This is a genomic window from Rhizobium sophoriradicis, assembly GCF_025200795.1.
Lineage (GTDB): Bacteria > Pseudomonadota > Alphaproteobacteria > Rhizobiales > Rhizobiaceae > Rhizobium > Rhizobium sophoriradicis.
In genome coordinates this window covers 87,150-112,833 of the sequence record NZ_CP104156.1, presented here as the reverse complement: position 1 = coordinate 112,833, position 25,684 = coordinate 87,150, and the positions used below count along the sequence as shown (strand labels likewise).

Annotated in this window: 21 protein-coding genes and 6 pseudogenes; 11 read left to right on the top strand and 16 right to left on the bottom strand. The window is 57.8% G+C overall.

The window, feature by feature from the left end:
- Window positions 1–10 precede the first annotated feature (10 nt).
- From N2597_RS31365 to N2597_RS31340, 6 genes are all read right to left on the bottom strand, one after another.
- Complete coding sequence (locus N2597_RS31365) at window positions 11–1,177, bottom strand: ABC transporter substrate-binding protein (protein WP_008534334.1); 1,167 nt, start codon at window positions 1,175–1,177, stop codon at window positions 11–13.
- Between the two features lie 25 nt (window positions 1,178–1,202).
- Window positions 1,203–2,099, bottom strand: a complete 897-nt coding sequence (locus N2597_RS31360; RefSeq protein WP_004668623.1) for an alpha/beta fold hydrolase — start codon at window positions 2,097–2,099, stop codon at window positions 1,203–1,205.
- Window positions 2,096–2,479, bottom strand: a complete 384-nt coding sequence (locus tag N2597_RS31355; RefSeq protein WP_004668622.1) for a hypothetical protein — start codon at window positions 2,477–2,479, stop codon at window positions 2,096–2,098. Before N2597_RS31355 ends, N2597_RS31360 begins: the two co-directional genes overlap by 4 nt.
- Before the next feature lie 77 nt (window positions 2,480–2,556).
- Window positions 2,557–2,985, bottom strand: a complete 429-nt coding sequence (locus tag N2597_RS31350) for a carboxymuconolactone decarboxylase family protein (RefSeq protein WP_004668619.1) — start codon at window positions 2,983–2,985, stop codon at window positions 2,557–2,559.
- A 77-nt stretch (window positions 2,986–3,062) separates the two neighbouring features.
- Window positions 3,063–3,947 carry an NAD(P)-dependent oxidoreductase gene (locus tag N2597_RS31345; protein WP_004668614.1) on the bottom strand — a complete coding sequence of 295 codons (885 nt, stop codon included), beginning with the start codon at window positions 3,945–3,947 and terminating at the stop codon, window positions 3,063–3,065.
- Between the two features lie 312 nt (window positions 3,948–4,259).
- Complete coding sequence (locus N2597_RS31340) at window positions 4,260–4,940, bottom strand: GntR family transcriptional regulator (protein WP_004668612.1); 681 nt, start codon at window positions 4,938–4,940, stop codon at window positions 4,260–4,262.
- Between the two features lie 590 nt (window positions 4,941–5,530).
- Here N2597_RS31340 and N2597_RS31335 point away from each other — a divergent pair.
- Window positions 5,531–5,854 (top strand): annotated as a pseudogene (locus N2597_RS31335) (hypothetical protein).
- Window positions 5,855–6,014: 160 nt separating this feature from the next.
- A pseudogene (locus N2597_RS31330) lies at window positions 6,015–6,340 on the top strand (type II toxin-antitoxin system HipA family toxin); the annotation flags it as partial.
- Window positions 6,341–6,589: 249 nt separating this feature from the next.
- On the opposite strand, the gene N2597_RS31325 reads toward N2597_RS31330, so the two are convergent.
- From N2597_RS31325 to N2597_RS31300, 6 genes and pseudogenes are all read right to left on the bottom strand, one after another.
- The gene (locus tag N2597_RS31325) at window positions 6,590–7,612 is read right to left on the bottom strand and encodes a DUF3141 domain-containing protein (RefSeq protein ID WP_225881494.1); all 1,023 of its coding nucleotides are present in this window, start codon (window positions 7,610–7,612) and stop codon (window positions 6,590–6,592) included.
- A gap of 378 nt (window positions 7,613–7,990) precedes the next feature.
- Window positions 7,991–8,208 (bottom strand): annotated as a pseudogene (locus N2597_RS31320) (IS21 family transposase); the annotation flags it as partial.
- A 65-nt stretch (window positions 8,209–8,273) separates the two neighbouring features.
- Complete coding sequence (locus N2597_RS31315; RefSeq protein WP_064812014.1) at window positions 8,274–9,803, bottom strand: zinc-binding metallopeptidase family protein; 1,530 nt, start codon at window positions 9,801–9,803, stop codon at window positions 8,274–8,276.
- 482 nt (window positions 9,804–10,285) lie between these two features.
- A complete protein-coding gene (locus N2597_RS31310; RefSeq protein ID WP_183599876.1) occupies window positions 10,286–10,741 on the bottom strand; it encodes a hypothetical protein in 456 nt (151 codons plus the stop codon).
- Window positions 10,742–10,772: 31 nt separating this feature from the next.
- On the bottom strand, window positions 10,773–12,284 hold the full coding sequence (locus tag N2597_RS31305) for a tyrosinase family protein (RefSeq protein ID WP_029875549.1): 1,512 nt from the start codon (window positions 12,282–12,284) through the stop codon (window positions 10,773–10,775).
- Between the two features lie 767 nt (window positions 12,285–13,051).
- Window positions 13,052–14,205, bottom strand: a pseudogene (locus tag N2597_RS31300) (IS256 family transposase).
- 251 nt (window positions 14,206–14,456) lie between these two features.
- On the opposite strand from N2597_RS31300, the pseudogene N2597_RS31295 reads away from it, so the two are divergent.
- The 4 genes and pseudogenes from N2597_RS31295 to N2597_RS31280 all read left to right on the top strand — a co-directional run.
- Window positions 14,457–14,581 (top strand): annotated as a pseudogene (locus tag N2597_RS31295) (IS481 family transposase); the annotation flags it as partial.
- An 877-nt stretch (window positions 14,582–15,458) separates the two neighbouring features.
- Window positions 15,459–16,592 carry a phosphoribosyltransferase domain-containing protein gene (locus tag N2597_RS31290; RefSeq protein ID WP_011053330.1) on the top strand — a complete coding sequence of 378 codons (1,134 nt, stop codon included), beginning with the start codon at window positions 15,459–15,461 and terminating at the stop codon, window positions 16,590–16,592.
- 114 nt (window positions 16,593–16,706) lie between these two features.
- Window positions 16,707–17,807, top strand: coding sequence for a cysteine protease StiP domain-containing protein (locus N2597_RS31285; protein WP_004675992.1), 1,101 nt, complete (start codon window positions 16,707–16,709; stop codon window positions 17,805–17,807).
- Window positions 17,808–17,965: 158 nt separating this feature from the next.
- On the top strand, window positions 17,966–18,715 hold the full coding sequence (locus N2597_RS31280) for an HAD family hydrolase (protein ID WP_004675991.1): 750 nt from the start codon (window positions 17,966–17,968) through the stop codon (window positions 18,713–18,715).
- 270 nt (window positions 18,716–18,985) lie between these two features.
- Here N2597_RS31280 and N2597_RS31275 read toward each other — a convergent pair.
- Window positions 18,986–19,333, bottom strand: a pseudogene (locus tag N2597_RS31275) (DUF4334 domain-containing protein); the annotation flags it as partial.
- A 327-nt stretch (window positions 19,334–19,660) separates the two neighbouring features.
- On the opposite strand from N2597_RS31275, the gene N2597_RS31265 reads away from it, so the two are divergent.
- Window positions 19,661–19,918, top strand: a complete 258-nt coding sequence (locus N2597_RS31265) for a hypothetical protein (RefSeq protein WP_018447059.1) — start codon at window positions 19,661–19,663, stop codon at window positions 19,916–19,918.
- Here the strand turns inward: N2597_RS31265 and N2597_RS31260 are convergent.
- Window positions 19,915–20,298 (bottom strand): hypothetical protein, encoded by a 384-nt coding sequence (locus N2597_RS31260; RefSeq protein ID WP_008534295.1) that lies wholly within the window; start codon window positions 20,296–20,298, stop codon window positions 19,915–19,917. The genes N2597_RS31265 and N2597_RS31260 overlap by 4 nt on opposite strands.
- A 459-nt stretch (window positions 20,299–20,757) precedes the next feature.
- On the opposite strand from N2597_RS31260, the gene N2597_RS31255 reads away from it, so the two are divergent.
- Window positions 20,758–21,255, top strand: coding sequence for a helix-turn-helix domain-containing protein (locus N2597_RS31255; RefSeq protein WP_029875506.1), 498 nt, complete (start codon window positions 20,758–20,760; stop codon window positions 21,253–21,255).
- A 4-nt stretch (window positions 21,256–21,259) separates the two neighbouring features.
- Here N2597_RS31255 and N2597_RS31250 read toward each other — a convergent pair whose 3' ends face one another.
- Complete coding sequence (locus tag N2597_RS31250) at window positions 21,260–21,673, bottom strand: hypothetical protein (protein ID WP_008534291.1); 414 nt, start codon at window positions 21,671–21,673, stop codon at window positions 21,260–21,262.
- 9 nt (window positions 21,674–21,682) lie between these two features.
- Entirely contained in the window at window positions 21,683–22,231 is a 549-nt protein-coding gene (locus N2597_RS31245) for a hypothetical protein (RefSeq protein ID WP_008534289.1), read from the bottom strand.
- Window positions 22,232–22,484: 253 nt separating this feature from the next.
- Between N2597_RS31245 and N2597_RS31240 the strand changes: the two genes are divergently transcribed.
- The 3 genes from N2597_RS31240 to N2597_RS31230 all read left to right on the top strand — a co-directional run bounded on the left by N2597_RS31240 (window position 22,485) and on the right by N2597_RS31230 (window position 25,655).
- A complete protein-coding gene (locus tag N2597_RS31240) occupies window positions 22,485–22,643 on the top strand; it encodes a hypothetical protein (protein ID WP_004672595.1) in 159 nt (52 codons plus the stop codon).
- 169 nt (window positions 22,644–22,812) lie between these two features.
- A complete protein-coding gene (locus tag N2597_RS31235; RefSeq protein ID WP_225881490.1) occupies window positions 22,813–23,700 on the top strand; it encodes a SctD/MshK family protein in 888 nt (295 codons plus the stop codon).
- Window positions 23,701–23,723: 23 nt separating this feature from the next.
- Entirely contained in the window at window positions 23,724–25,655 is a 1,932-nt protein-coding gene (locus N2597_RS31230; RefSeq protein ID WP_008534277.1) for a flagellar biosynthesis protein FlhA, read from the top strand.
- The last annotated feature ends 29 nt before the right edge of the window (window positions 25,656–25,684 follow it).

Below are 25,684 nucleotides of genomic sequence, written 5' to 3'. Positions count from 1 at the left end.
CAGAACAGTTTCACTTCGACACAGGCTTCCAGGGATCAGCCGGGCGTTCGAAGTAGTCTGCAGCAATCGCAGCAGGAAACCACCCGTCCGCCTTGGGCTCCACGAAGTCTGTCGAGTTCAAGTCGCAATCTTCTGGTATCGCCGCGCGGACTTCATCGATGGTGTAAGGCAAGACGGGTCGAAGGAAGGACTGAACCTTAGGGCCTTGTCCCTCCAATGTGCGGAGCATGATCTCCCACATCTGTTGCATCTCGCGACGCGGCGGCCAAATATGGAAACTCCTGTCCACAAACTCGGGGTTCTTGCGCCAGTAGCACGCGGCGGAAGCTTCCCCCCCGAGAGTAATCGGGATCATGTCTCGACCTGACTGCAGCATTGCGTTGAGAACGCCGTTCTCTTGGGCCCCCTGCGTGAGGATCCCATCAATCTTCGTCGGGTTCGTCGCAAGAAACTTCTGAACTTCGACCTGGGCCACCTGGTCGGTCCACTTCCCTGCAACTTCACCGACGATCTTTATGTCGGGGTACTTAGCAAGTGCTTCCTTAGCCGCTTTGTCAAAGCTGTCCGAAGAAGCGAAACCGGGAATACCAGAAACGAGAAGGATATTGCCCTTCTTTCCTATTTTTTCCGCCAGCCACGTCGCCATCTCGGCACCGCCCTGCGCGTGATTGGCCGCGCCATTGATGGCGTATGGCGACGTCACGTAGCCCGAAAATGAGAACACCGGCACACCGGCTTTGTAGGCATATTCGATCGTCTGATTAAGAGCCGTGACGTTCGAGCAGCAGATGATGATTGCATCGACGCCTTCGTCCACCATTTGACGCATCTGCTGGATCTGAACGGCGTCTTTAAGATCCGACTGGGTGACCACGACATCAGACACCAGGCCCGCAGCCTTTGATCGCGGTAAAAGATCGCTCATGACCGCATCGAGAGCTGCGGCTCGCCAGGTGTTGCCAGCGTAGCTGCTTGCATAGCCGATCTTCCACGGAGGACCCTTTTTGGGCTTGAAGTCTTTGTAGGCGCTCGCCCCCAATGGAATCTGCGGATCTACAGTTTCATAGATCTTCTTTTCTGTAGCCGGTAGCTGATCGACACCATCCGCGTAAGCGGTTGTCGCCAGGGCGCTAACCGAGATCAGCGCCCCAAGTGTGACATTCAGAATGCACCTCATTGAAGTTCTCCTCCCGAGAAAAGGATCAGGCAACCTTAGACCGGGCTGCTGATGACTGTTGGATCTCCTCAAGAATCGGCAACAGATACTTCCGGAACTCGCTATAGTCCTCAGTAACGGGAAAATGTCCGAGCTTTTCCATTGTCCAAAACTTGGAGCCTTTGACCAGGTCTGCAGCAATCTTGGTATCGGCCGGGGACGTGTTTGGATCGTATTCGCCCGTGAGGAAGTATAGCATACATTTCGACGTATCGATTTTGCTGGCTTCTTCTGGCGACACATCGTGGTCGTAGTAGTAGTAATAAAGATCACCCGCGAAGATTCCCGGTCCACCGCAGCTGTATTCCCACTGGATTTCACGGACATTCGCTTCTGGCGAGTACGGTGAGATATTCAGCATCATCGCCGCACCGATGGAGGTGCGATTGACGTTTGGATTGTCGAACTCCCTGCGGATGCCAGCCATACCGACGTCGACGTACTCCGCCGCCGAGCGCAACGCACCTTCGACCGAGATCGTGGCGCGGAAGTTGTCCGGATAGTTCGATGCCAGGTCGATCGCGAGATGGCCGCCCATGGAGCTGCCCAAATAAACGGGGCGGTCTAGGTCGAGCGCTTTTGAGAGTTCGAGCTGGAAGTCCATCATGAACTTCTTGGTCATGTTGTATTCCTTCTCCCACCAGCGAACGCCGTAGGGGGGAAGGGACTTGCCGTGATACGGCAGATCGAACGCGATGACGCGAAAATTTTTCGTCACGTCGGAATCGCAAAGCATATGACGGTATTGGCGACCGTCGGACCCTGCCGTATGACCGACGAGAAGCGGAATCCCCTGGCCCGCTTCTTCGTAATAGACGCGGTACTCGATACCTTCTACGGTGAGATAGAGATAACGGCCGATAATGGGGTCAAACTTGGTCATGCTGCTGCTCCTTCAGAACGGGCATTGCGCATCAGGGTGGTCATGCGGTTGAGAGCAGGCAGATACGCGAAGGTTTCGTTGTTACTGCTAAGGTAGAGGCCATGCTTGATGTTTGATGACTGCAAGCACTGATAAAACGGCAAGGGTTTGTGCTGAAGCAGCGCCTCCCACTGTGAACCGGTCCCGCGTATGACGATAGTGCACTTGTCGTCGTCGTATTCGGCCTCTTCCACCTTTAGCAACGTACCGTCCTCGAAATGAAGCGCTACACTGCGGGTAGGGAAATCGCATTTTAATATACCGTTAAGATAACGAGTTTCGCGCTTGAACTCGAAATCCTCCCGCACGAATTCTATGAATTTCTTGAGATCTATCGCCATTTTAGGCTCCTCCCTTGTTGATAAGCGCTGAGAACTCCGCGCATGTTGTACATGCCCCCTCACGGGACAGCACATTCTCAAATGCCCATTTCGGTGAATACTTCCTGGGCATGCCTGAAACTGTCGATGCCTGCTGGCACACCAACGTAGATAGCCACCTGAAGGAAGATCTCCTGGATCTCCTGTTTCGTAACACCGTTGTTGATGGCGCCGCGGATGTGGCCTCTGAGCTCGTGCGGTCGGTTTAAAACCGCTATCATTCCAAGGTTGAGGATCGATCGAGCGCGACGGTCGAGGCCAGGTCGGTTCCAGATATTGTCCCAACAATACTCGGTGACGAGTTCCTGCATCGGCCAGGTGAAGTCGGTCGCCTTTCCGAGGGCCGCATCAACGTAAGCGTCCCCCATCACCTGCCGACGAGTAGCAAGTCCGCGCTTGAACTGCTCCGATGGAGCTGTTCGCTCGCCGGCCTTAGACCCCTTATCTTTCCTGTCCAAAGTGGCCATTGGGTTTCGCTCCCTTCATCATATTTGACAGATTATCAGACAATTTTCAACTGTCAGTTTGGCGTAGTTTTTCGCGGTCAGGCCTGATCTTTCACGAACTGCGCAATTTTCGTATGGTCGACATCGGGGCCTAAAGCATGCCGAGCAGCATCCCAGGCATCAGCGGTACCGGCCAATGTCGGCAGCTGGAGATTGAGCGCCTTCGACAAGTCCGCTGCAATCCTAATGTCTTTCGCCATAAGCCCCAAAGCAAAACCAGAGCCAAAAGTCTCCGAGAGGATGAACTGCTTCATCTTCACTTCTGTTGCGTTGTTCTTGCCAGACGACGAGTTGAGAATATCGACGATCGTTCTAGGATCGAGACCAAACGTTCGGCCAAGAAGAACGCCTTCGATAGCTGCCAGAACCCCGGCTCCCGATACGAAATTGTTGATGGCTTTCATGGCGTGCCCTGAGCCGATCGGGCCTGTCCTAAAAATCTGGCCGCCCATGGCGCACAGGATGGGATCAGCTTGATCGATATCGTCAGAAGCACCGCCTGCCATGATAGTAAGAGAGCCTTCGACGGCTCGCTTCACTCCGCCTGACACGGGAGCATCGACCAGCCGCAAGCCCTTCTGATGCAAGCGCTCTGCGAGCTCACGAGTATCATTGGGCGCCGATGAGCTCATGTCGATGACAAGCGCGTCAGCACTCAGGGATTGCCAGGCCCCATCCTTGAAGAGCGCGTCTTGAACAACCTTGCCGTTGGGAAGCATGGTAACCGCAACATCGGCCCCATTGAATGCTTCCGCTACCGTCTCTGCCGGAACGCCGCCGACGGCCGCGAACCTTTCCCTAGCCTCGGCCGATAGATCAAAGCCAGTGACTTCGAATTGAGCCGACAACAGATGTTGTGCCATCGGCCCGCCCATTGCGCCGAGACCAATAAAGGCGACGCGCAGATTTTTTCGTGGTGACAACGTCCCGCTCCCGAATGTGAGGCAAGCACAATCAGCTACCTCCGTTAGTGAGGAGTAGTTAACGACCTATCAGACAATCTGTCAATCGGAAAATTCATGCTTGGGCCGGCGCGCCCTCGCTACGACGCCAATTTTGCCGTCGCTTCTTCAATCACCTCACTTAAAATGACGTGCAAGCAGCACCCATCTTATCGTCCGATGGACACCAGAGAGGTTGTTGCGTTGTCAAAAGCACCGTGCCTGAAGGATTTAATTACACCCGGCCACCTCCAGCATCAGACAATCTGTCAATTTTCGGAAAATCTTATGGCATCAGCCTGAGGTGTTGTTGCGCAGGTACTCGAGTGCGACTTTCGCAGCCATATCAATGTGGTGCTTACAAGCGGCCGCAGCCCTGGGTCCGTTGCGATTTTGGATCGCTTCGGCAATCTCTTTGATTTCTGCAATGCTATGTTTGAGGCGCCCCGGTTGTGTCATCGAAGTCATGCGCAGAAGATTGATCCGGTTGTGCAGCGATGTTAGCATTTGCCTGACGAAGACGTTTTTGCTGCCATCCATCAAGCAGTCATAGAAGGCGTTTTTGGCAGCGATGAGCCTGTGTCCCACGCCGCTTTCCGCCGACGCTTCGAATTCTCTAACGGCATCTTGCAAAGTGGCAATATCTTCCGCCGTTCCATTTTCGGCGAACTGCTGACCAGCAAACCCCTCGAGCAGCGCGCGGACGGTGTAGAGCTGAGCGGCCTCCTCATAGGTTATGATACTGACAACTGGACCCTTGTGGGGGAAGCTTGTGATCAATCCCTCTGCCTCAAGCTGCCGAAGCGCTTCACGGACGGACGTGCGACCCACGCCGATCATTTCGCAAAGCTCGCGCTCGACGAGCCTTTGCCCCGGCTTGAACTTGCCCGTCGCAATAGCCTGTCTGAGCCTTTCTTCGACTTGCACTCGAAGAGAGGCATTTTGCCGAGCGACCTGCAGCTCCACATCTACCATGATCAATGTCCTACGTAGCACTAATGAATTTGAGCTAAATATATGGCTGCTTCGCGGGGAACTTTCAATCAGATTGTCTGATGAGCGGTCATTAGCAACTATTCTCGAGGATTGAGCCCGCTGTGTAGAGGTCGGCTTCCCGATCCATGAGGAACCGATCGGTTGGCGCGCCATAAGTGGAAATTCTAGTCCAAATGGCCTAGTTCAATTGGTGTCCTGATGGCCGACAATGTCCGCCCGCCGATTTCTCAAAACCAGCCACGTTGCGACCCTGATCGACGAGGTGTCCACGGTCACCGACACCACCGCATCTTCCAGGAGCACCCGTTCGACTAACGGCCGGGTGCAGCTTGGCAATCGGCAAAAGCCGCATCAGCAGACGATAGTGGTTCCGATCGCGCCTCCGGTCCGGAGGCGGCATCGATCTTGAGCGCCTCAAGATCCGCCATCTTTCTTCGCCTGCCAGCCTGGCTCGTACTTGCGCTATCCGCAATTCCCATTCTAACCACTTTTCTCTCTGACCATCTCTCTTGAAAAATTGTAACCTTCGTGCTACATATCTAGTGCAATCTGTAGTGCGAAGGTGACAAATTCCGACACCTCACAACCCTCCGGGTGCGGCGCGCGTTGCGCAAACTGGGCGCAGACATCCACGTCGACGTCGCCGCCTGCCTATGGCGGTAGTAGCCGAACGTGCCTTCACCTCACGCTCAACGCTTCAAAAGATCGAGGCCGGCGACACCAATGTCAGCATCGGCATCTATGCAGGCGTCCTCCAGGCACTCGGCCTGCTAGATGGGCTGAGCCAAGTCGCCGACATCGGTGACGACAGCGTCGGCCAGTCTCTGGCCAATGCAGAGTTGCCCAAGCACGCTCACCCAAGGCGATCACCGGGATCGTCACGCGATGGCTGATTTCGAAGTTCATCTCGACCTTCACGGCCGCACACGTCCCATCTGGCCCGGAGCAATCGCGCCCGTGGTGCCGAAACAATCGTGTTTGAGTATGATCGTGCCTGGCTCGAGGACCCGGGCCGCTTCTCGCTGCAGCCCGCTCTAGCTCTGAGCTGGGGAGAAAAATCACGGCTTTCTGTGGCTCAATAAAGCCAGCTGGTCGTTGTCCCCTGCCTATGACCTCAATCCAGTGCCTACGGATGTCAAGGCGCGCGCGCTGACGACAAACATTGATCTTGATGAAGGCACCTGCTCCCTTGACCTGCTGGAAGAACCTGCAGGGCTCTACGCCCTAACGCTCGCCGAGGCTCGCGCGATCATTAAGGAAGTCGCGACACCGCAAGGTGGCGCGAGACCGCCAAGGCGGTCGGTGCGCGGTCAGCCGAGATCAACCGTATGGCCAGTGCGTTCGATCACGATGATTTGCAGCGAGCGCCAGCCCTATGACGAGAGCCTTCCTCCACAGTTTCAATCCGCCCTCTGCCGGCCCGATCACTGAACCGGATTACGGCATCGTTGCGTTGTAAAGGACGGATGTCCAATGGCAATTTTCCGATCTGCGGTCCTGGCTGGATTTGCGATGGAATTGTTTCAAGCGCCTCCGTGACCAACGAGCGAAAACCAATAATTATGTGATTCGGTGAGATCGAGACGCTACTCTACGAACAAACTATGTCACTGCCAGCGGATCCTCAATCACATCGACGATCGATGGCTGGCCAAGCACGTCCGCGAAGCGCTGTAGCATGGCAACAGTACTCGATGACATCTCCGCTCGAGATGGGCGCCGTCGAAGATGCCTCCGCCCAGATCTGACAAAAACATGGTTATCCAAGCTCCCCCGAAGAGGCCCGCCATGTAGCGGAGGGTATTTTCGCCGATATTTCCCGAGGTAGGTGTCACCGGCGATCCGTTGAGGATGATCGGGCCAGCTAAGTCGAGATTTGTCGCAACCATCAGAAGGGTAGCCCAGCCAGCTTGGCAGTTGCCGACTACGACTGGAAGGCGGGCAAGCGGATGCAGGCGCATGACCTCACGAACAAAGGCCGCTTCCGCATACGTGACATTAGAGAGATACTGCCCCCCCTCTGGCTCTCGGCGGAAGGACACCAAATAAACCGGGTGACCTTCCCGGAACGCCACGCCGACCTGGCTGTCTTCTTTGTGGCCACCGACGCCGGGACTATGTCCGGCGCGCGGGCAAATGATTATGAAGGGGCGCTTCGTGTCATCGACGTTAACACCTTGGGGCGGGATCATTCGAAGTAACACGTAATTGGATTTCAAGGGCAGATCGTTTCCATCCATAACTGTCTCGTAGTCGCAGAAGAAAACCGGCGGACAGCCTGCCGCTTCATGTTCGAGGAAGATGTCGCCGCGCTGTCGGAGAAGATCCATGCACAATATGGCGCGCTCACTAGCGTCGCGCAGGTATTCCGCCCAAGCGTGGCCCAAATTCCCATTGCCGTGCACCTCGCGTAGACTCTCGGCAAGACGTTCGGCCTCAGTAAAGAGCTTTCCCTGGCGGGTAGAGTGGGTGTCGCACATGACTTGCACGCGGCGCAATAAGGCAACCTGCAGAATTTTAGCGGTTTCAGCGCCCGCTGCCGCCAAGCGTTGGAACATCGGGAATAGACTTTGGGTCACTTGGCTGTCCAGTTCCGTGGATGGCGCTTCAATCCACCGGAGCGGGTTTAGAGATGTAAGAATATCCGCCATCGTTTCAACTCCTCTATGGTTATGATCCCGTACGCATACATACGTGCCAGATCGATCGTGCTTCCGTCTGGCGAGGTGCTCGGTAGGCAATGCCGACGCCTAGGAAAGCAGTTTGACGACTTCCGACCCCAACGAGTTACCGCCGCATTCATCCCCTGCAATGTCTATGCCAAGCACTGGGTCAGCCAGCTACGCCGGGAGAGGGGGCAGCAAGCTCGTCGCCAGGGAAAGCCACACAAAGTCTTCATTCAGCCTGGATCAGCAGTTTCTCCCAGCTCGTTGGAGACTATCGGAGGACAGGAGGTGATGGATTCGCCTGCGGTGTGGGATCCCACCAACTAGGATGTTTCAGCGGCCGTCCGCGTGGCTTTGGTTGGGGCTAAGGCTGGTGGTGGCACGGTTATAGACGATGCCTTCTGTCTGACGCTCACCGATGACGGCAGTCTTCATCCGGTCGCAAAGCACTCCCGCGGAGCGCCGCCGAGAGCCTCGAAGGCCGCGATGTGGAAACGCAGGCCGGTCATCTGATGCATGACGAAGCGTGCCCAGATGGGACGGCTATGACCCGGCACTATCGTGAACAGCCAGATGATCCTCGGCGCCAGTTAAAGTGCCGACCGCGTGACACCGCCATTTTCGCTGGCGTTAGTGTTGGTCAGGTTTACAGCAGATCACCGATAACAGTGGACAGGTTAAACGGAACGATTCCGATCTCACCACGCGGCATCCTGTCGAGCAAGTCGACCGTGCGGGCAAAGGTTTCGACTTGCTGAAAGGCGTAATCAGGGTCGAGCCGGTCCAAGCCTCCGCCCGGCAAGACCTGGCAAAGATAGTCCGGTATCGGACAGCTTGATATCGTCGGAATTCCTGATGCGTATAATGGCTGTCCTTCGCCCAACATCACCTGCGCCGCCGCTGGGGCGACTATCAGCGCGCGTACCTTTTTGCGCCCGCGTGCGGCAGCGATGTACACGTCACTCATCGACTTATTACTGGTATAGATCAAATCGAGTTCCGGCTTCCCGGTGGGCGCGGGGTGCCCTTTTGCAAAGTCATCTCGCCACTCGGTACATCCAAGATGCTCAATCGTAGCTCCTGCAACGGCTTTAGCATGGCCGGGTTTGCCGTCCCACAATTCTGGATGCATTTCGAGCCAGGTCGCCGTCGCCTGATTCCCGTGGCGGCCGAACTGGGGAAGCTGGAAATGACCCGTGACGAGTACGAAGACGAGGCTCCGGTTGCGGGCAGATTTCGGTAGCGAGGAGAAATAATGCGCCAGAGCGAGTACCCCAGCACCGCCGTTCTCTTCGCACGCATTAGGTCCATCGGTGTGGGTGTTGATGATGATTGTCTCAAGCAGGTTGCAGCCCGGCAAAACCGCATAAATCGTATCGGTCGCAACGTCTTCCAACGTGCCATCCAAGGTCAGGCGACCGCTCAAACCGTGCTTGCTCGCGGCTTTGATCCGCTCTCCTTCAGATTGCGCCACCCATATTGCAGGTAAGCCCCAATACGGTGTGGTGAATGGCAGCACCTGCCCCTTCAACTGCACTTCCGAGACGCCTTCGAAAATGCAAACGACGGCTAAAACCCCTGCTTCACGCGCCTTGTCGATCGGTACGCCAAGCAAACCGGTGATAAGCGGCGTGGTTACGGCTTTGGGAAAGTCTATGCCTTCCGGCAGGCTGCCGCGTCGATTGGTCACCAGTTCGAGGAATGCCGCCAGATCCCGACGCTTTACCGTCACCACCGCAATTTTGCCGCGGGCTTTCTCAAACGCCTGAACCCGACCGTTGAAAAGAACCATCTTACCCGAGATACCGCCGGGAGGTGTAAGCCCGGAATACGGGAACGGCGCCGCTACCTCAATTACTTCACCATTTGACAGTTTGAACGCGGTGGTTCGTGGCATCCACCGGCGCATCGTGAGTTGATCGCGCTTCACCTCAAGGCCCATCCCTCTCAACTCACCAGCAAGATAATCGATTGCCCGTGCTTGCGCCGGGCTGCCGGTCAATCGGGGGCCGAAACTGTTGAGCCTTTTGATCCAACTCCAAAGTTTCCGCTGATCAGGGAGTGCGGGGATGGACGGCTTTCGCTGCTCACTGAATCCGGTGCTGGGAAAAGCCGGGAATACGATCCCGGCGAGAAGAGCAGTGAGCCCAACAGTCGAAAAATCTCTTCGTTTCAAGACTAACCTCCGCGCCTCTCTATCACGAATGGAAGCGATACCTATGGCCGCACGCCGCCCGTGTCCTTGCAAATCCAGTGCCATTAAAAGCACACGTCTAATCTTCAGTTTTGAATTGAACGCGCAGTCTGAATCGGTTTTGGACCGCGTGCGAAGTCAATGCAGCTTTCGGACAGACTCCGCGCAAGCATCTGAAGTGGTTGAAGAGTCACTTTACTGATCTAGGAACGCGTCGTTGGTTCAATGCCTTTAAGAGCGACTTTATCTTGAGCCTAGTCTCGGGTCGGCCAAAAACCTTTGCCTGCTTGCAGACGACCATCAGTCGCCGAATGCAGCGGCAAGACTGTAAACTGTTGACCACGATAGGCGCTGCGCGTTGGACCTTTGTCACAACAACCTATCAAAACCCTCTATTTTATCCGGCGGACTTTCATTGCCGCCAAGGTTCTGGAGCTAGCGGCAAATCAGCCCCGACTGCCAATCTATTCAATGCTAGCGTCGCTGATAGTGATGCTGGCGCCCGAACCGCCGCCTGTTTGAGGCTCCAGCCGGATAATGACGGTCTGTGGCTGACGGCAAGACGGGTCATCGGGCAAGGGAAACCCAAATCGTTGAGGCTTTGCCGCGTCCAATACCGAAAACGCCTTGTTCGGAAAAATACCAAACCTACCAATTTCGCGAACGTTACTGCCGCAGTCAAGCGAAACGACCGTCGTCACTGGTCCTGAAGTCGACGGTTCATAACCAGTGACAGTAAGGACGACCCGCGCACTGGTATCAACCGATGAGTGGACTGCTCTGCTCGATATGGTTATCGTCGCGGGCTTACTGGTCGTTGCCCGCATGTCGCTCTCGTTAGCTTGAACCGGGCTGACGATGCGCAGCATCGATAATGCCGCCGCACGAATAGCGATAAGCACCCAACGATGATAGCGCATCGATGTCTCCACAACCCAGCCAGTCCGGATGTTAGGCGGACACTATGGCTATTTCTAGCTTTGCGGGCTCTACGGCGCCGGGTTTGCCCGCTCCCGATCCGACAGGAATGAGCTGCAGGTCGATGGCCTCGCCATCCGTCTGCCCCCTTCCGCCGTAAACCCGCTGGATCGCGTCCGTCAGATCGAGGACGAAGGATGGTTTGCGATGATGGTCGCCGTCATGACCGAGAACGGCGAAAGAACCGACGTAATGGGGATCGGTGACGGGCGTATCGGCCTTAAGGTCGTTCTTGCCGAGAAACACCCGAACGCTGGTCGTGCTGGCACTGGTGATCTCGACATCGCGCAGGAATGCCAGCACACGAGGAGCGGAGGCCGCCTGCTCCTGTGCCGCGCCGAAATCCATTGTATCCATGCCGGATGGCAGAGGCGGTTGGCGGACGATCTCCTGCAATGCGCCCGCCGGGATCTTGATCGGCAGCGAAAGCGGCACGTTTTCCGTTGCCGCCTTGCTGTTGTCCGTGGAGGTGGTCGTCACGCCGGCGATTGCAGCATCGGTCGCCGTCGCCGCGATCACGGACGTGAGTTTATCGTTCAGGGCCAGCGTTTTGGCGCTCGCCGCCGCGACCTTGAAGTAGGTCCGGAAACCATAATTGTATCCGAGTTCCTCTGGAACATAAAGGTCAGAGACCTTCGGGGACCAGAAGTTGCCGTCGACATCGTAGAAATTGTCGGTGAACGGCATGTCGGCCCAGAGTCGATCCGTGCTGTTGGCGTTGCGCAAATTCCAGGTCGCCCAGATGCGGTCGATGTTGCAATGATGCATGAAGAAGATCGGATCGCGGGGCGACGACATTTCCGGCATCCAGCCACCGATATTGTTGTGCACCTGATTGTGCGGTGTGTATTCCAGCGCCCCCTGCGTGCCGCTGCTGGTGGTGACCCAGGAAGGATCGAGTGAGTTCTGTCCCTCGGGGCGGGTGGTGCCGAAGACCTCGTATGGCTTCGCCGTTAGGATGGTGTTGAGAACCTGTGGCCCAACTATATTGTCCGGCATCGGCTGCGTGATTGGCCAGGTGCGCGACGAAACATAAAGTGGATTGTCCTTGCCGTCGGGCGTCTTTTGCATTGTGAACACTTCGGGCAGGTACGGATTGTCGGTCCAGTCCCAGAACGGCATAGCGAAATCGTTGTTCTTGGTCACGTGCCGAACGATGCGCTCGTACATAGCCGTATAGGCCCTGTGCCACGGCAGGAAATACCAGTTGCCATGCGGGCAGTATTTGACGACGTCACCGCTGCCGTGAATTTTCGAGAGGTTGACCCAGTTGAATTTGTCGCTGGCGGGAAGGGCGTTGAGAAGGCGCACTGCGTCGCGATAGGTCTCGATGATCGGGTCGTTCCAGGCCAAGCCCTGCAGTGAGCGCCGCCAAGGGATTGACGGTATCTGCGCGAAGGCTTTTGTCCCCGGTAGGCCGCTGGCGAGCAGGCCTGCTGCAATGACGCCACCCTGAACGATGACATGTCTGCGTGTGATGCTCATCTTACTCTCCCTTGGATTTGAATTGTCCTTCGCCAAGATTAATGCCGCTTTTAGGCCGGTTCCGCGCCGTCTGGGCGCGGGAGCAGTGGGCAATTCGCACCACCATAGAGCTTGCGTTGGCTCTTTCTGAGTTTCGGTGAATCGGCGGCACGAGAAATGAAGCAAGCGACGTGCCACTCGAAAATGCAGCGTAAAATGCGAGCTAAAAACGCTACTACCGATCGTATTCCTGCATTCCAGTTGGAATCCAGATTCCGGAAAACTTAGTATCGCATTCCATGATCGTTCGAGCGACGGCTTGCCGACCAGCCACGGCAAGCACGTTCGGTTGCGAAAACCTCAAATGATCAAGCTGAAACAGTTGTTCAGACCGGTGAGAGGGCCCAAGATGCTGAAAACGCCCTGTGCGACGATAGAGAAGCACGCATCTCGAACAGGCTTTCCCTATCGGACCCCCAGCAATGACGGAGCCGTAGCCCGCTCGCTCTCAAATTCAAAGCTGCGAAGCAGGCACCACTCCGTGGCTTGACGGGTGCGTAGAGCAGAGCGGGACAAACCGATTGTCGTGATCTCGACAAATGCGACAAAGGGCGGCGGCTGTCCGACATTTGCGAGAATAGCGGCGGGAACTCCGCGCGGGAACAACGGGCTCACCAAGTGATCCCACTTTCAGTCCCATTGTGCCCACTCATTCGGGCTTACTGTCGGACCCTATCGAGACCTCGCCGCAGCTGCGAAGCCCCACTCATATCCGTTTGAATTTGGCATCAAGGCTTGACGCTTGCCGTCCACACGGGGCAATTCGGGCAGTGTATTAGCCTGCTGTCCCGCTCGTTTCCTGACCCGACATCACAGCGGGGCAGGCTGATTTGGGGATCATCGCTCATTTGGGCCATGGTCTCAAGCGTCATATACCTGGCGCGTTGAACGGCCCATTCATCATTCTGTTCGAGCAGCAATGCACCGACGAGACGGACGATGGCTTCGTCGTTCGGAAAGATGCCGACGACCTCGGTGCGTCGCTTGATTTCGCCGTTGAGACGCTCAATTGGATTCGTCGAGTGCAGCTTTGCCCGGTGCTCTTTGGGGAAGGTCATGTAGGCGAGCACGTCCTCTTCAGCGTCGTCCATGATGGTGGCAAGCTTCGGCACTTTCGGCCTGATTTGATCGGCGACACTGCGCCATTGTGCGCTTGCTGCCTCCGGGGTCTCCTGGGCAAAGGCCGTCGCGATGAAGGCGGATACGACCCGCCTGCCGCTCTTTCCAGCATGCGCGAGCACGTTCCTCATGAAGTGAACCCGGCACCTTTGCCAAGTGGCATTGAGAACCTTGGAAACGGCGGCCTTGATGCCCTCATGTGCATCAGAGACAACCAACTTCACCCCGCGTAGACCGCGGCGCGTTAGCCTGCGCAGGAATTCCGTCCAGATCGGTTCGGCCTCCGAGGTGCCAACTTCCATACCCAGGACCTCGCGCCGACCGTCGTTATTGACGCCGACCGCGATAATGACGGCGACTGAGACGATGCGGCCGCCACGCCGGACCTTGAGATAGGTCGCATCCACCACAGGTCGTCGACAGAACGAGTCGAGATTCCCTGGATATACGCTTCCTGGATAACGGCCGTCAGAGCTTTCTCTGCCATGCGGCGCGGTTCAAGGAAGCTCGGAAAGTAGCTGCCTTTGCGCAGCTTCGGAATGCGAAGCTCGACGGTGCCAGCCCGCGTCTCCCAATCGCGGTCACGGTAGCCATTGCGTTGAGTGAGCCGCATGGGGTTCTTCACACCGAAGTCAGCACCCGTGGCCGAGCCGACCTCCAACTCCATCAGCCGCTCGGCGGCAAAGCCAATCATCTCACGCAACAAATCTGCATCGGCACTCTTCTCAACAAGCGAACGCACGTTCATCATGTCATTGGTCATCGGTGATCTTTCCGTCAGGTTGGTCTTGAACAACCCGACCCTAGCGGAAAACACTGATGGCCGCCCGCAAAGCCGATCACCCGCTACAGCGCAACGAGAAGCGCGCGGGCGCTCGGCTTTACTCCCTACCGTCAGCTACACCAGGTGCTGGGACACGATCCGCGTTGCCGGTTGCTCACACCGCGCCACTTGGCGTATTCAAAACCGCCGAGGCTCTAATCGCCGCTGGATGAAAGTTCAGTGGCAGGTCACGCAGGCTCAAGACCCTCAAGGGCCTCACACTACGAGTTCGTCTGCAAGACATAGACTTCGCAGCCTGAACGTTTCACCCTCGATCCGCTCCATGAAAATGCCGGGACTGAACAACGACGGCTGAGTGCAGGCATCAAGACTTAAGTCTGTCGTAAAGCAGACAAAGCGAATACAAACGTGGTGCGAACTGTCGGCTATTGGCTGACACGAAGATGCAGAACCCTCGACGTGCTGGAGGTGCCCCAGGCACCTGCTATCATCGCAGGTTGGGGCCAAGGCTGGCCTGCTCTGATCCCCGGTAGTGGGCGGGGTACACCCTGCCGATTTCAATGAAGCTACGCCTTTTTTCCCGGCTGATCTCGTCCACCGTTCAAAGGCCCAACCGCCACGTCAGCAGCGTTTAGGCGAATATACGCTCCAGCATCTCTCTTAACTGCAGCGCTTCGCCGCCATCTGAGGTTTCGCGACCGCACGCGCTTGCCATGGCAGGTCCCGCAATCCGTCGCCCAAAGCCGTTATGGATGCAATACGAAATTTCCCGGCAATCTGGACATCTGCCGCGTGAGACCTGGAATGCAATATTCGAGTTCTGGTGCCTATTCAGCTCCCATTCGTGCTGCATGTCCGAGTGGCACGTCCCTTGCTTCACTTCATGCTACTGATTCACCGCAGAGAGCGAGGATGAACTGACGTAAACTCTATTTCTATCGCCCCAGTCGCTTTGTCGGAGATGGGTCACGAGCCGCATCGACGGGGCAGGAAGGCCTCAGATCGGGATTTAGCCCCAACGAAGCTGAAACCAGGGAGGCGCTCGGCCGTGCTGGCCTTCGCGCCAAGGGCCGGCGAATTCTCCTGCGATATCGTGGCGCGGATGCACTCTGAGCCTCGAGAGGTAAGTGCTACCCTGCTCGTCAACGAGACGCCAATGAGCGTGCGGCGTCACGGAAACATATGGCACGGATTTTTTCCACGGTAAACGTCCGTACTTTCGAAAGCTGGCAATGGTGAATCCTTCAACATACTCTGCGCAACTCGCCGACGGCACTATCTCGGTTCACGTGGATCGAAGCCTTGTACCCCCCATCGAGATGTTCGGCTTCGGGCAGCGAATCAACCCGAACCGCTCGTTTCTGTTTGTTTCCAAGGTTCTTGGTCGATTCCTGCCGATCCGCCCTTCGGTCATGGGAAATGCATTCGACCTCCTTGCACGTCAGATTCCTGCCGATATTCCTGGTCCGGTTTTGTTCATCGGAATAGCCGAAGCGGGCATTGGCCTTGGTGCGGGTGTCCATCGGCGGTTCCGCGAACTCACTGGTCGCGGCGATGCAATATATATCTGCTCCACTCGCCATGATCTTAAACTGCCGCTGCTGTGCGAATTTGAGGAAGAGCATAGCCATGCCCCGCGGCACCTCCTGCACGAACCATGCGAGGCAAGGCTCCGCGACTTGGTTCATGGTGCGACCGGCTTGGTACTCGTTGACGATGAGGCTTCGACAGGTAAGACATTTGCCAACATCTTCGCTGCCCTTCCTGCAAAAATTCGTTTGAAGCTGAAGCACACAGTCCTACTTACGCTTACCGACTGGTCAGAAGGCGCTGCCCGCGCGGAGATCACGGGAACAGTCAGTGAGGCTACTATCGTTTCCGGACGGTACAGTTGGACTCCGCGTGGGGATTTCACGGCAGCTACTCCGCAGGTCCCTTCCTGTGACCGTCCTAAGCGGCCCGAGGTCTGTCCCGACGTCGCTCGAGACTGGGCGCGTCTCGGCGTCGTCGATCACTTGCAGGGTCTCAATGCAAACGCTGCCGATGACGGGATTACCCTCGTACTCGGAACGGGCGAACACGTGTGGCAGCCCTTCCTGCTTGCGGAGCGCTTGGAAAAGGAGGGCGCTGAGGTTTTCTATTCATCCGTGACGCGTTCTCCCCTGTCGAAAGGCCACGCGATCGGTTCAGTACTTTCGTTCTCCGACAACTACGGCGGAACGGTTCCACATTACCTCTACAACGTCGATCCAGCGCTGTACTCGAAAATTATACTCTGCTCGGAGACAGGCCCGGAAAATGTCTGTGCCAGCCTGATGTCCGCACTGGGCGATCCCATTGTCCTTTCAGACGTAGAAGGTGAATGAAGCCGCCTTAGGCCATGCGGTCTGCCGCTTCGAAATCGGCTCACTCGATCGGACATTTCCGCCAGTCCACAGCGACACAACACTGCTGTCGCGTTACCTAAGGACATCACTCCCATGGGGGATACCTATGACAGCATCGCCTCCCCTGCCACACTAGGCTCCTACGCCGAATACGACGTGACGCTCCTTCTCAAGAGAGTGGATATTCAGCCTACTGACACGGCCACGAGGGAAGAGGCCATCCAATCCGGGCGGCGGCATTACTCGGAAATGATTTCCGCCGAGATGGCCCCGACCCGCGAATACATGGAGCTGTTTGCTAAGGCCATGGCCACTGGTGGCCCGCGCATGGGCGCCGAGACGGCACGCCTCGCCCTCGCGATCGTGCAGTCGGTCGAGGGTCCTATTACCCTTGTCAGTTTGGTCCGCGCCGGCGTGCCCTTCGGCATCCTTCTCAAGAGGGCCATCGCCTTACTCGGCCGGGACGTCGGACACTACGGGTTGTCGATCATTCGCGACAAGGGCGTTGACGACGAGGCTATGCGCCACATTCTTGCCAGGCGTCCTGTCGAGAGCATCGTCTTCGTAGATAGCTGGACGGGCAAAGGAGCAATTGCGAACCAACTCGAAAAGAGCTTCAAGGACTACTCAGACCGGCCTGCGCGGCTAGTTGTATTGGCCGACCCCTGCGGCTGCGCATGGCTCGCCGCATCGGGCGACGACTGGCTTATTCCCTCCGGAATGCTAGGATGCACCGTATCCGGGCTTATCAGCCGCTCGATCCTCAACGCTGCCCTCGTCGGTCCCGGTGACTTCCACGCCTGCGTCCAGTGGGATAATCTCGCGGAACACGATATTTCCCGATCATTCGTGGATGGTATGTGGAATGATGTCTCCACTGTGATTGCAACCGAAATCCCGAGCGTCTGGAGTATCGAGACCCGCCGGGCGCATCGCGATGCCGCCGCCGCTGCCGTCGCCTGGGTGATGGGGGAGGACGCCGTAACGAACATCAACCGAGTAAAGCCGGGCATTGCGGAGGCGACCAGAGCCATCCTGCGACGTGTGCCGGAAAAGGTGTACGTCTCGTCGCCAACCGATCCAGAACTCGCGGCCCTCATGTACCTGATCGACAACAAAGGCGTCCCGTATGTCGTCTCCCCTAGAAAGATCGCCCCCTACCGCGCCGTCACGCTGATCCGGCACGTCTCCTAATCTCCACGTATGTCTACTTACGAGCTCGGCGCGCAGGTCAAGGAAACTGAGATGTGACAAATTCCGTATCGTAAAATTCATTGCCAATGGAGAATCCGCGAAAGCTCACATCTGGCAATCGATCAGATATTTAACCAGTCGCATTTTGGAGTACGCATATGAAGCCCATTGCTCTGGTGGACCTCGACGACACCTTGTTTCAAACCAAGAAAAAGATACCGGAGATTGCGGAAGCCGATCTGGTATTGGCGTCCAAATCCATTAATGGAAGCAACTCCTATATGACGAAGATTCAAGCTGCCTTTGTCGAGTGGCTGCTCGTCTCCACGGAGGCCATCCCGGTTACGGCGCGCGGCTCTGAGGCTCTTTCGCGCGTTACGATCGCGTTTGAAAGCTACTCAATCGTATCGAACGGTGCCGTCATCCTCAAAAAGGACGGCAAGCCTGACGCCGAATGGCATGAGGTCGTCGCAAGGGAGCTCCGGCCGCTTGCCGGCTTTTTCGATAAGCTCCTCGATGAGGGCAGGACCAAGGCGAGGGAACTTGGCGTCCACATCCGGTGCTGGTCGGTGATGGAAGCTGATCTCGCGACATATGTTGTCTTCAAAGAGATTGACGGAGACGGCTCACGCCTTGAAGAGATTGTGCCGATCATTCGAGAAAAACGGGGTTGGGTTCGACACCACAACGGCAATAACCTTGCGCTAGTTCCGCCTGCGATCTCAAAACGGGTGGCCTCACAATTTCTGCTCAAAAAGCTTCGGACGGAGCATCCAGGTCGCCCAGTGATCGGCTACGGTGACAGTGTGAGCGACTTCTCCTACCTGTCCCTCTGCGACTGGTGGGGCGCTCCGGGTAACTCTCAAATGACAGACCTTGTCGTTTCCGCTGTTGCGCGTGAGAGATAGGTGACACGCGTACTGCGAACGTGGTGATATGTGAGGAGGGTGCAGGAATGATCCTGCACCTCCAGTCTTTCAGTAGAAACTTCCTATGGGTAAAACGCCGCGCCATATCGCGGTAAGAACCATGGCAAGCGCGGCGAGGATCGCGAGATTCCCGTCGGCTTTTACCACGAGTACGTAGAGCTTGTATTTCAGCATGATATGACCTTTCGATGAGCTCATTAGGAACTGCCGTCTCGACGGTTCGTGCCTTACTTGCGCAGAGCGAAATTTCGCGCCCATGATCCTCTCGGCGTCGATCCGCCGGAAATGGTCGACGATGGGTTGATCGTCATAGACCATGGCCGCGCTCTTGACGCAGCCGAACATCATGGCCTTCAAAGACGCGACCGGGCCCTCGCCCGCAGCCGGCGCTGGAGATAGGAAAACTTGGTTGCTTGCCACACGCGTCCTGTCGATCTTATAAAAACGCAACGTTAGCCGAAGCGGGATCCATTTGGGATCCACGGCAACCAGCCGCCGGTCTCCCGCTCGAAACAGCAGCACATCGGCGCGCATGTCCGGCGTGAACCGTTTGCCGAACCAGCCAAGATCTTCGAGCACACCATCGAACGATGCCCCGTCGATTGGCGACTGTCTATCCATTCAAGCGGCCAGTGCGGCTGCTCGGCGTCACGCTTTCAACGCTGACGACCTCCGATCGGCAATGCACGACCCCAGTCCCAACTTGATCTCGGGCTCTGACGGCCCATCGCCCCGAAATAGAAAAGCCTGCCGCGGGAGGAGGTGCGGCAGGCTTTCCTAAAAGAACCGAACGGCGACCTGGGAGGAGGAGTGCCGCTGTTCCCACAGACGTCCCTTTGGGAGGAGGAGTGGGCCGTCTAAACTTCGAAGCGTTGCGGGAGGAAGCATCGCTTCGATGAAAATAGCAATACTCGGGCCAGCGCCATGAAGCCAGCGTCTATGTTGCACTGCAGCTATGCACCCGCCGCAACAATCGGCAGGACATCGAGCATTCCTACCCCTGATTTTGTCGGCGGCTCTGCCGCTGTTACAGAGTGGAACCGCTACAACGTCAATTTCGATATCGAAAGCCCCAAGAAGGCCGTGACAGTTCGCGGCGGCCCTGCCGTCATGGAAAGTAGCGCCGCTGGAGACGGTGGCCGGCAGCTAAGCTGGATCGGTGCGGTTCGCGACAGTCATTAGGGGACACCCGGTGACAGACAGTATGAAGTGGCAGTCGCTCCCAGAAGCGCAAGATGTTCTGCGGGTATGTTTTCACCGTTAAGACCCGGCTGTACAATCCCGATCCGGTACTCGATGAACTTGCGTCGGGCAGCCTTTCGAAGCGTGGCCAAGTCATTCAGGCTGCCTCGAATGAAACGGGCCCGGCCCTTAAGATGTGATGTTTCTCTCACGGTCAGGTGGTTGATGAGGTTCTTCAAGCTCCATGTCCCCTTCACCCCCTTCTGTGCTTGACCGCAAACGAGGTAAAGATCGTCCGCCCGGCGCCCCATTACTGCCTGCGAGTATTTCAGATGCCAGAGAAGTACGGTGACGGTATCGTCCGTCTCCTCGATCGCCACGACGTCCGCGCTCTCCCAGGTGTCATCGTCATCTCTTCCGGGAGAGTGGGCAGACAATCCTCGCAATGGGCGTTCCGCTGATCGCACCTCCTTTGGTTTTCTGACCACTTTACCGCCCGAAGCGTGACCTCTCGCTTTTGAGGCAAGTGTCCGAGCGTAAAGCGAAGCTATTGAATCTTGTAAAGAATTCGGTTGCGCAGCGGGCGGATTCCCGCTATCTTTTTCGATAGGGCAGTACGCGCTGCCCTGGGGTGTGGAAACCCCTACACGTGGTTGATGCCGGCCGTAACGGCATCACACTCCTTGACCTTCGGTCGAGGAGCCTGTGGCGTATGTCCAGGTTCCTCGGAACTAAAGGCCACAGGACCGTCGTGTACGGTTTCCAACTCCCCGATCAGTGGGTTTAGCGAGTTTTCAGCGGGGGCGCACCGCGTGAAACTCTCCATCGGGGTGTCCACCATGAAGCGCTATGCAGCAGCACAGGTCCGGACTTCGAGGCCTGCGCAAGCCGAACAGTCGAATGTAGCGCGCGAGTTGGTGCATCCAGTTGATCGGCATGTCGGACAGCAAATCCGTATCCGCCGAATGCAGTCGAATGTATCCCTAGGGGATCTCGGCGCCGGCATCGGGGTCAGTTTGCAGCAGGTACAAAAATATGAAAGCGGTAAGAACCGCGTCAGCGCTTCGATGCTCTACGAGCTTGCCAATTGCCTCAAGATCCCTGTTTCGAGGTTTTTCGAAGGTCTTCCAGATCCCGAAACCACTCAGGGCCAGCAAATCATAACAGAGATCGATGAGAAGATTGCCTACATTTCCACGGCGGAGGGACGGCGTCTGATAGACGACGTTTTGCTCCTTTCTCCGCGTGTGCGCAGCCGGGTCGTTGCCCTCGTCAGCTCGATTGTCGATGAAGAGATGGAAGAACAGAAGCCGGTTGGTTCATCTGCTGGTTCTTAGCTCCCTACCGGTCGATTTTCTCCGCTGCTTCAAGCGAAAATTCGACGCGCAATACCGCCTTCTGTGCTCGCGAAAAATCGGCGGCGACGTGTTCTGCCCGCTCTTGCGCGGCGCGCCGGGCGGCTTTGTGTTGCGCAAGCGATAGGCCGGCATCGGCTTCATGGCTGCGCAATACGGATTGTCGCATCAGCGCGTCCTGAAGCTCGGCGGCGGCGATGACACCACTCTTGCGCAATACGTCGACGACAGGATTGCCGGCGGCCCGGCTTGCCGCGATGTCGAGCGCTTCGGAGGCTTTCGTTTCCCGCTCCCGCGCGCTTTCGGCATCCGCCCGCGCCTCGGAGAGGCTGCGGGAAAGATTGTCCGCCCGCAGGCTGCGGATCTGCAGCAACTGCCTGAGAGATTTCAACGCCTTCATATCAGCCGCTCAGGCACCGTTGTTCGTCGTCAGGATTTCCAGCTGGCCGCCCTTGATGACCTTGATGCTGTCGGCTTGCTGCCGGCTCAGCACGTCTTCGACGGCCTTGGTGAAGACGGCGGGCCCGCGCACCAGCACCAAGCCGCTGGCGGGATCTTCACGCAGCGCATCGTCCGGCAGCAGCGGGAACAGCGCGCGAATGGCGTTTTGCTCGGTCTTCCAGCTGCGGCCGCCGCGATCGAGGACAACGGTGGAGACCTCCTGCTTCGGCGCGATGATGATGCGGCTGCCGTCATAGGCGACGAAGAGATTGCTGGCATCGCCAAGCTTGACAAAGGCCTTGGCTCCGCTTTCCCGGACGGACCAGTGCTCGACCTTGCCGCTCAGCGTCCCGACTGTCGTGACCGGGATGCCGGACATGAAGGACAGCGTCTGGACGACATCGCCAAGCGGCAGGGAGACGACATCCAGGCGCACCTCCCGCTCGCTGGCGCCGGCCGGTGGAGGAAAGGAGGCCAGCAGTCCGATAGCGGCCATGTAAACAAAACGCGCAAACATCTGAGTTTACCTCACGATCCGGATATCGCCCGACAACTAATGAACGAATGAAGGCAGGGCTGCGAAATCCAATCTATTAATAATTATCTGATCTACTGTTGCAGATCATCGGTCCGCTGGGAACAGGACGGATATCCATTTCGCGCATTTGTTGTACATATCGCGAATTAATAACTTTTTAACATAAGCTATTGAATTCGATCTTGAATTCTGCAAGGCTCTGGCCGCCAAAACCATGCAAGGAGTTCAAGACATGGCTAGTACTTCGACACTTGATGCGGGCATCGGCTCGGCGATTTCCGCCTTCAAGTCGGCCCAGAACGAAGCGACCGAGCAGAGCCTGAAGGTTGCAACCGAAATCACCAAGATCAACGGCGTCGCAAACGCCATCAAGAAGATCGGCCCAGGCTGATTGAAACAATGGCGAGACGGGTTCGCCCGTCTCGCTTCCCCGCTCTCGAAGACAATAAAAGCCGCTCGACGGACGGTTCGGGAACAAGATGGTTATGGATCTAGATTCCTCTTCGCCGACATTCAGAGGTAACGCCGGCAACGCTGCGTCAGGCAGCGGCGGACCGGTCTTGCGCATCACGCGTGCCGGGCGCAGCTCCAATCTGCCGCTGACGGCGGAGCGGCAGGTGGTCGGCGGCAGCGCCGATTGCGACCTGATCATCCTCGGCGCCAAACCAGAACCCGCCTTTACCATCAGTTTGCAGCGCTCCCGCGGCTCCGACACGGTGTCGTTGACCGCGCTGCGGGATGACGTCGTGATCAACGGTCGTTCCATCCCACGCGATCGGACGATGACCCTTACGAAGAGGCAGACCATCTCCTTCGACGGCACGGCCTGCGAACTCGAAGGTCTCGGCGCCGGGCGCGTGCGGTTCGCGCCACGCCGGATTGCGGCTGCCGGCCTTCTCGGGCTGGCGGCGTTGCTTTTGCTGGCCGGGCTTTACAACAGCGATGCGCCGGCTCACGAAGCCCCGCTCGTCAGGGTTTCCGCCGCGCCGGAACCGGCGCCGTCATCGGCGGCAATTGCTGCCGAAATCCGCCAGGTCATTCGTATGGCTCAGCTTCCCCAAGATCTGAGCATCGTCGCCACCGCCGACGAGATTCGCATCGGCGAAGGATCGCGCCCTCTCTGCCTGCCCGACAAGGCCAAGCTGCGCAGCATCATCGCCTCGATGAGCCGGCGCGGTTCCGTTTCCATCGTCGATCTCACCGCCCTCTCTTCCGGTCTCGACGGCTTCGTCGCCGCCGCCGGCTATACGCCCGTCAGATTCATCATCGGCTCCGACGGCCGCCGCTACGAGGAAGGCGATGTCGTTTCGAGCGGCTGGCGGATCAAGGAGATCGGCAAAGACCAGATGACCGTTTCCCGCGACAGTGAGGACGATACGGTCAATTTCGCCCCCGCCGGCAGTGCCGAGCCGAAGCTCGCCGAAATTTCCAGCAGCGAACAAGAATAGGCGATGGCGTCGGAAGCCGGATCATGAAGGTAAGGTCATCCGCCATCGCCATGCTTGCGCAACGCACCGATATGCTGCTTGCGGTGTTTTTCGCCTCCGTCGTGACGATGCTGGTGCTGCCGCTTCCGACAATCGTTCTGGACGTGCTGATCGCTTTCAATCTCTCCTTCGCTTTCGTGGTGCTGATCACCACGACCTATCTGAAGAGCGTGCTTGAAATCTCGACCTTTCCCGCGGTCATTCTGATCGGCACGCTGTTCCGCCTGGCCTTGACGATTTCCTCGACCCGGCTCGTGCTGGCGGACGCCGATGCCGGCGAGATCATCATGGCCTTCGGCGATTTCGTCGTTGCGGGAAATGTCGTCGTCGGGCTGATCATTTTCCTGATCGTGGCGCTGGTGCAGTTCATCGTGGTGACGAAGGGCGCCGAGCGCATCGCCGAGGTCGGCGCGCGTTTCACGCTCGACGCCATGCCCGGCAAGCAGCTCGCCATCGACAGCGACCTGCGTAACGGCCATATCACCACGGAAGCCGCGCAGAAGCGCCGGTCGCGCCTCGAACAGGAGAGCCAGTTCTTCGGGGCGATGGACGGCGCGATGCGCTTCGTCAAGGGCGATGCGGTCGCAGGATTGGTGATCGTCGCCGTCAATCTCATCGGCGGCCTGGCGATCGGTATCTTCCAGAAGGGCCTGAGCTTCGCCGAGGCCGCCCATCTCTATACGCTGCTGTCGATCGGCGACGGTCTGGTGTCGCAGATTCCGTCCATTCTGATGGCAGTCTCGGCCGGTATCGTCGTGACCCGCGTGTCCGATGACGGCAACGGCAGTCTCGGCAGCGATATCGGCCGCGAACTCTTCCGGGAGCCCCGTGCATTGGCGATTGCGGCGGCGCTGACGATCTGCGCGGGCTTCGTGCCGGGATTTCCCACAGGCGTGCTCGGCGCGATCGGCCTGTGTCTGGCGGGCCTTGCCTTCATGGTGCATCGCCGGCGCGCCGGCCCAGCCGCGGCCGGATCGGCAAATGCCGTGGAAAGCGCCAATTCCTATCCGCTCGACAGGACGAAATATGGCGATCCCGTCATCGCCACCGTCGCGGTGGAAACGCTGGCGCGGCTTGAGGCGATGCGACTCGGCGAAATGCTGGACGGGCGGATCCGCATGGCGGCGCGCGCCGTCGGCGTCTCCGTGACGGTGCCGACGTTCAACGCCGATCCCCGCATGGCCGAGGATCTGATCCACCTTCAGGTCGAAAACGTGCCCGCCGGTCTCGTCAGCTGCGGTCCCGAACGGACGGCCGAACAGATTGCCGACGACATCGTGCGCATCGTCCGCCGCCATATCGGCGCCCTGTTCAGCGTCGACGACGCGGCACAATGGCTGGGCAGCCTCGAACCGCGTCTCGGCAAACTGGCGATCGACGTCGCCACCCAGGTGCCGCTGATGCTGACGGTCGCGGTCGTCAGACGCCTGCTGGATTCCGGCGTGACGCTTTCCCAGCCGCGCGGACTGCTGGAAGTGATGCTGCACGCCGGCACCGATCACGCGCCGGATGCCCTGGCCGAAATGGCGCGCGCCGCGCTGGTCAAGCAGATCGCCTTCGGGCTTCTCGACCGGCGCGGATTGCTGCCGGCGCTGGTGCTTCCCGCCGAATGGGACCACTTCATCCGCTCCTATGACGCCGCTGGAGCGACCGAGAAGATCGAGATAGCCGAAAGGCTGCGCCTGCTGGCCGAGAAAGCCAGGCAGGCTCTCGAGGACGCCAACGAGCGGGGATACGATCCCATCATCATCGTGCCGGGCGAGTGGCGCCTGCTCACCCAGACGCTGATGATCCACCACAACTGCCGCATTCCGGTGCTGGCGGCGGAGGAGATCGACAGGGATATAACGATCGAAACCATCGGAGAGATCGGGCAAATCCGGAACGCTGCCGGCTCCAAACAAAGGCCGGGCTGATAGAGCAAGTGAAGTAGACGAGACCAACT

Excerpts from the sequence above, each read along its gene's own strand:
- N2597_RS31365 (WP_008534334.1), bottom strand. The coding sequence starts at position 1,177 with ATGAGGTGCATTCTGAATGTCACACTTGGGGCGCTGATCTCGGTTAGC.
- N2597_RS31360 (WP_004668623.1), bottom strand. The coding sequence starts at position 2,099 with ATGACCAAGTTTGACCCCATTATCGGCCGTTATCTCTATCTCACCGTA.
- N2597_RS31355 (WP_004668622.1), bottom strand. The coding sequence starts at position 2,479 with ATGGCGATAGATCTCAAGAAATTCATAGAATTCGTGCGGGAGGATTTC.
- N2597_RS31350 (WP_004668619.1), bottom strand. The coding sequence starts at position 2,985 with ATGGCCACTTTGGACAGGAAAGATAAGGGGTCTAAGGCCGGCGAGCGA.
- N2597_RS31340 (WP_004668612.1), bottom strand. The coding sequence starts at position 4,940 with ATGGTAGATGTGGAGCTGCAGGTCGCTCGGCAAAATGCCTCTCTTCGA.
- N2597_RS31325 (WP_225881494.1), bottom strand. The coding sequence starts at position 7,612 with ATGGCGGATATTCTTACATCTCTAAACCCGCTCCGGTGGATTGAAGCG.
- N2597_RS31310 (WP_183599876.1), bottom strand. The coding sequence starts at position 10,741 with ATGCGCTATCATCGTTGGGTGCTTATCGCTATTCGTGCGGCGGCATTA.
- N2597_RS31305 (WP_029875549.1), bottom strand. The coding sequence starts at position 12,284 with ATGAGCATCACACGCAGACATGTCATCGTTCAGGGTGGCGTCATTGCA.
- N2597_RS31290 (WP_011053330.1), top strand. The coding sequence starts at position 15,459 with ATGGTGAATCCTTCAACATACTCTGCGCAACTCGCCGACGGCACTATC.
- N2597_RS31285 (WP_004675992.1), top strand. The coding sequence starts at position 16,707 with ATGGGGGATACCTATGACAGCATCGCCTCCCCTGCCACACTAGGCTCC.
- N2597_RS31280 (WP_004675991.1), top strand. The coding sequence starts at position 17,966 with ATGAAGCCCATTGCTCTGGTGGACCTCGACGACACCTTGTTTCAAACC.
- N2597_RS31265 (WP_018447059.1), top strand. The coding sequence starts at position 19,661 with ATGAAGCCAGCGTCTATGTTGCACTGCAGCTATGCACCCGCCGCAACA.
- N2597_RS31255 (WP_029875506.1), top strand. The coding sequence starts at position 20,758 with ATGAAGCGCTATGCAGCAGCACAGGTCCGGACTTCGAGGCCTGCGCAA.
- N2597_RS31250 (WP_008534291.1), bottom strand. The coding sequence starts at position 21,673 with ATGAAGGCGTTGAAATCTCTCAGGCAGTTGCTGCAGATCCGCAGCCTG.
- N2597_RS31245 (WP_008534289.1), bottom strand. The coding sequence starts at position 22,231 with ATGTTTGCGCGTTTTGTTTACATGGCCGCTATCGGACTGCTGGCCTCC.
- N2597_RS31240 (WP_004672595.1), top strand. The coding sequence starts at position 22,485 with ATGGCTAGTACTTCGACACTTGATGCGGGCATCGGCTCGGCGATTTCC.
- N2597_RS31230 (WP_008534277.1), top strand. The coding sequence starts at position 23,724 with ATGAAGGTAAGGTCATCCGCCATCGCCATGCTTGCGCAACGCACCGAT.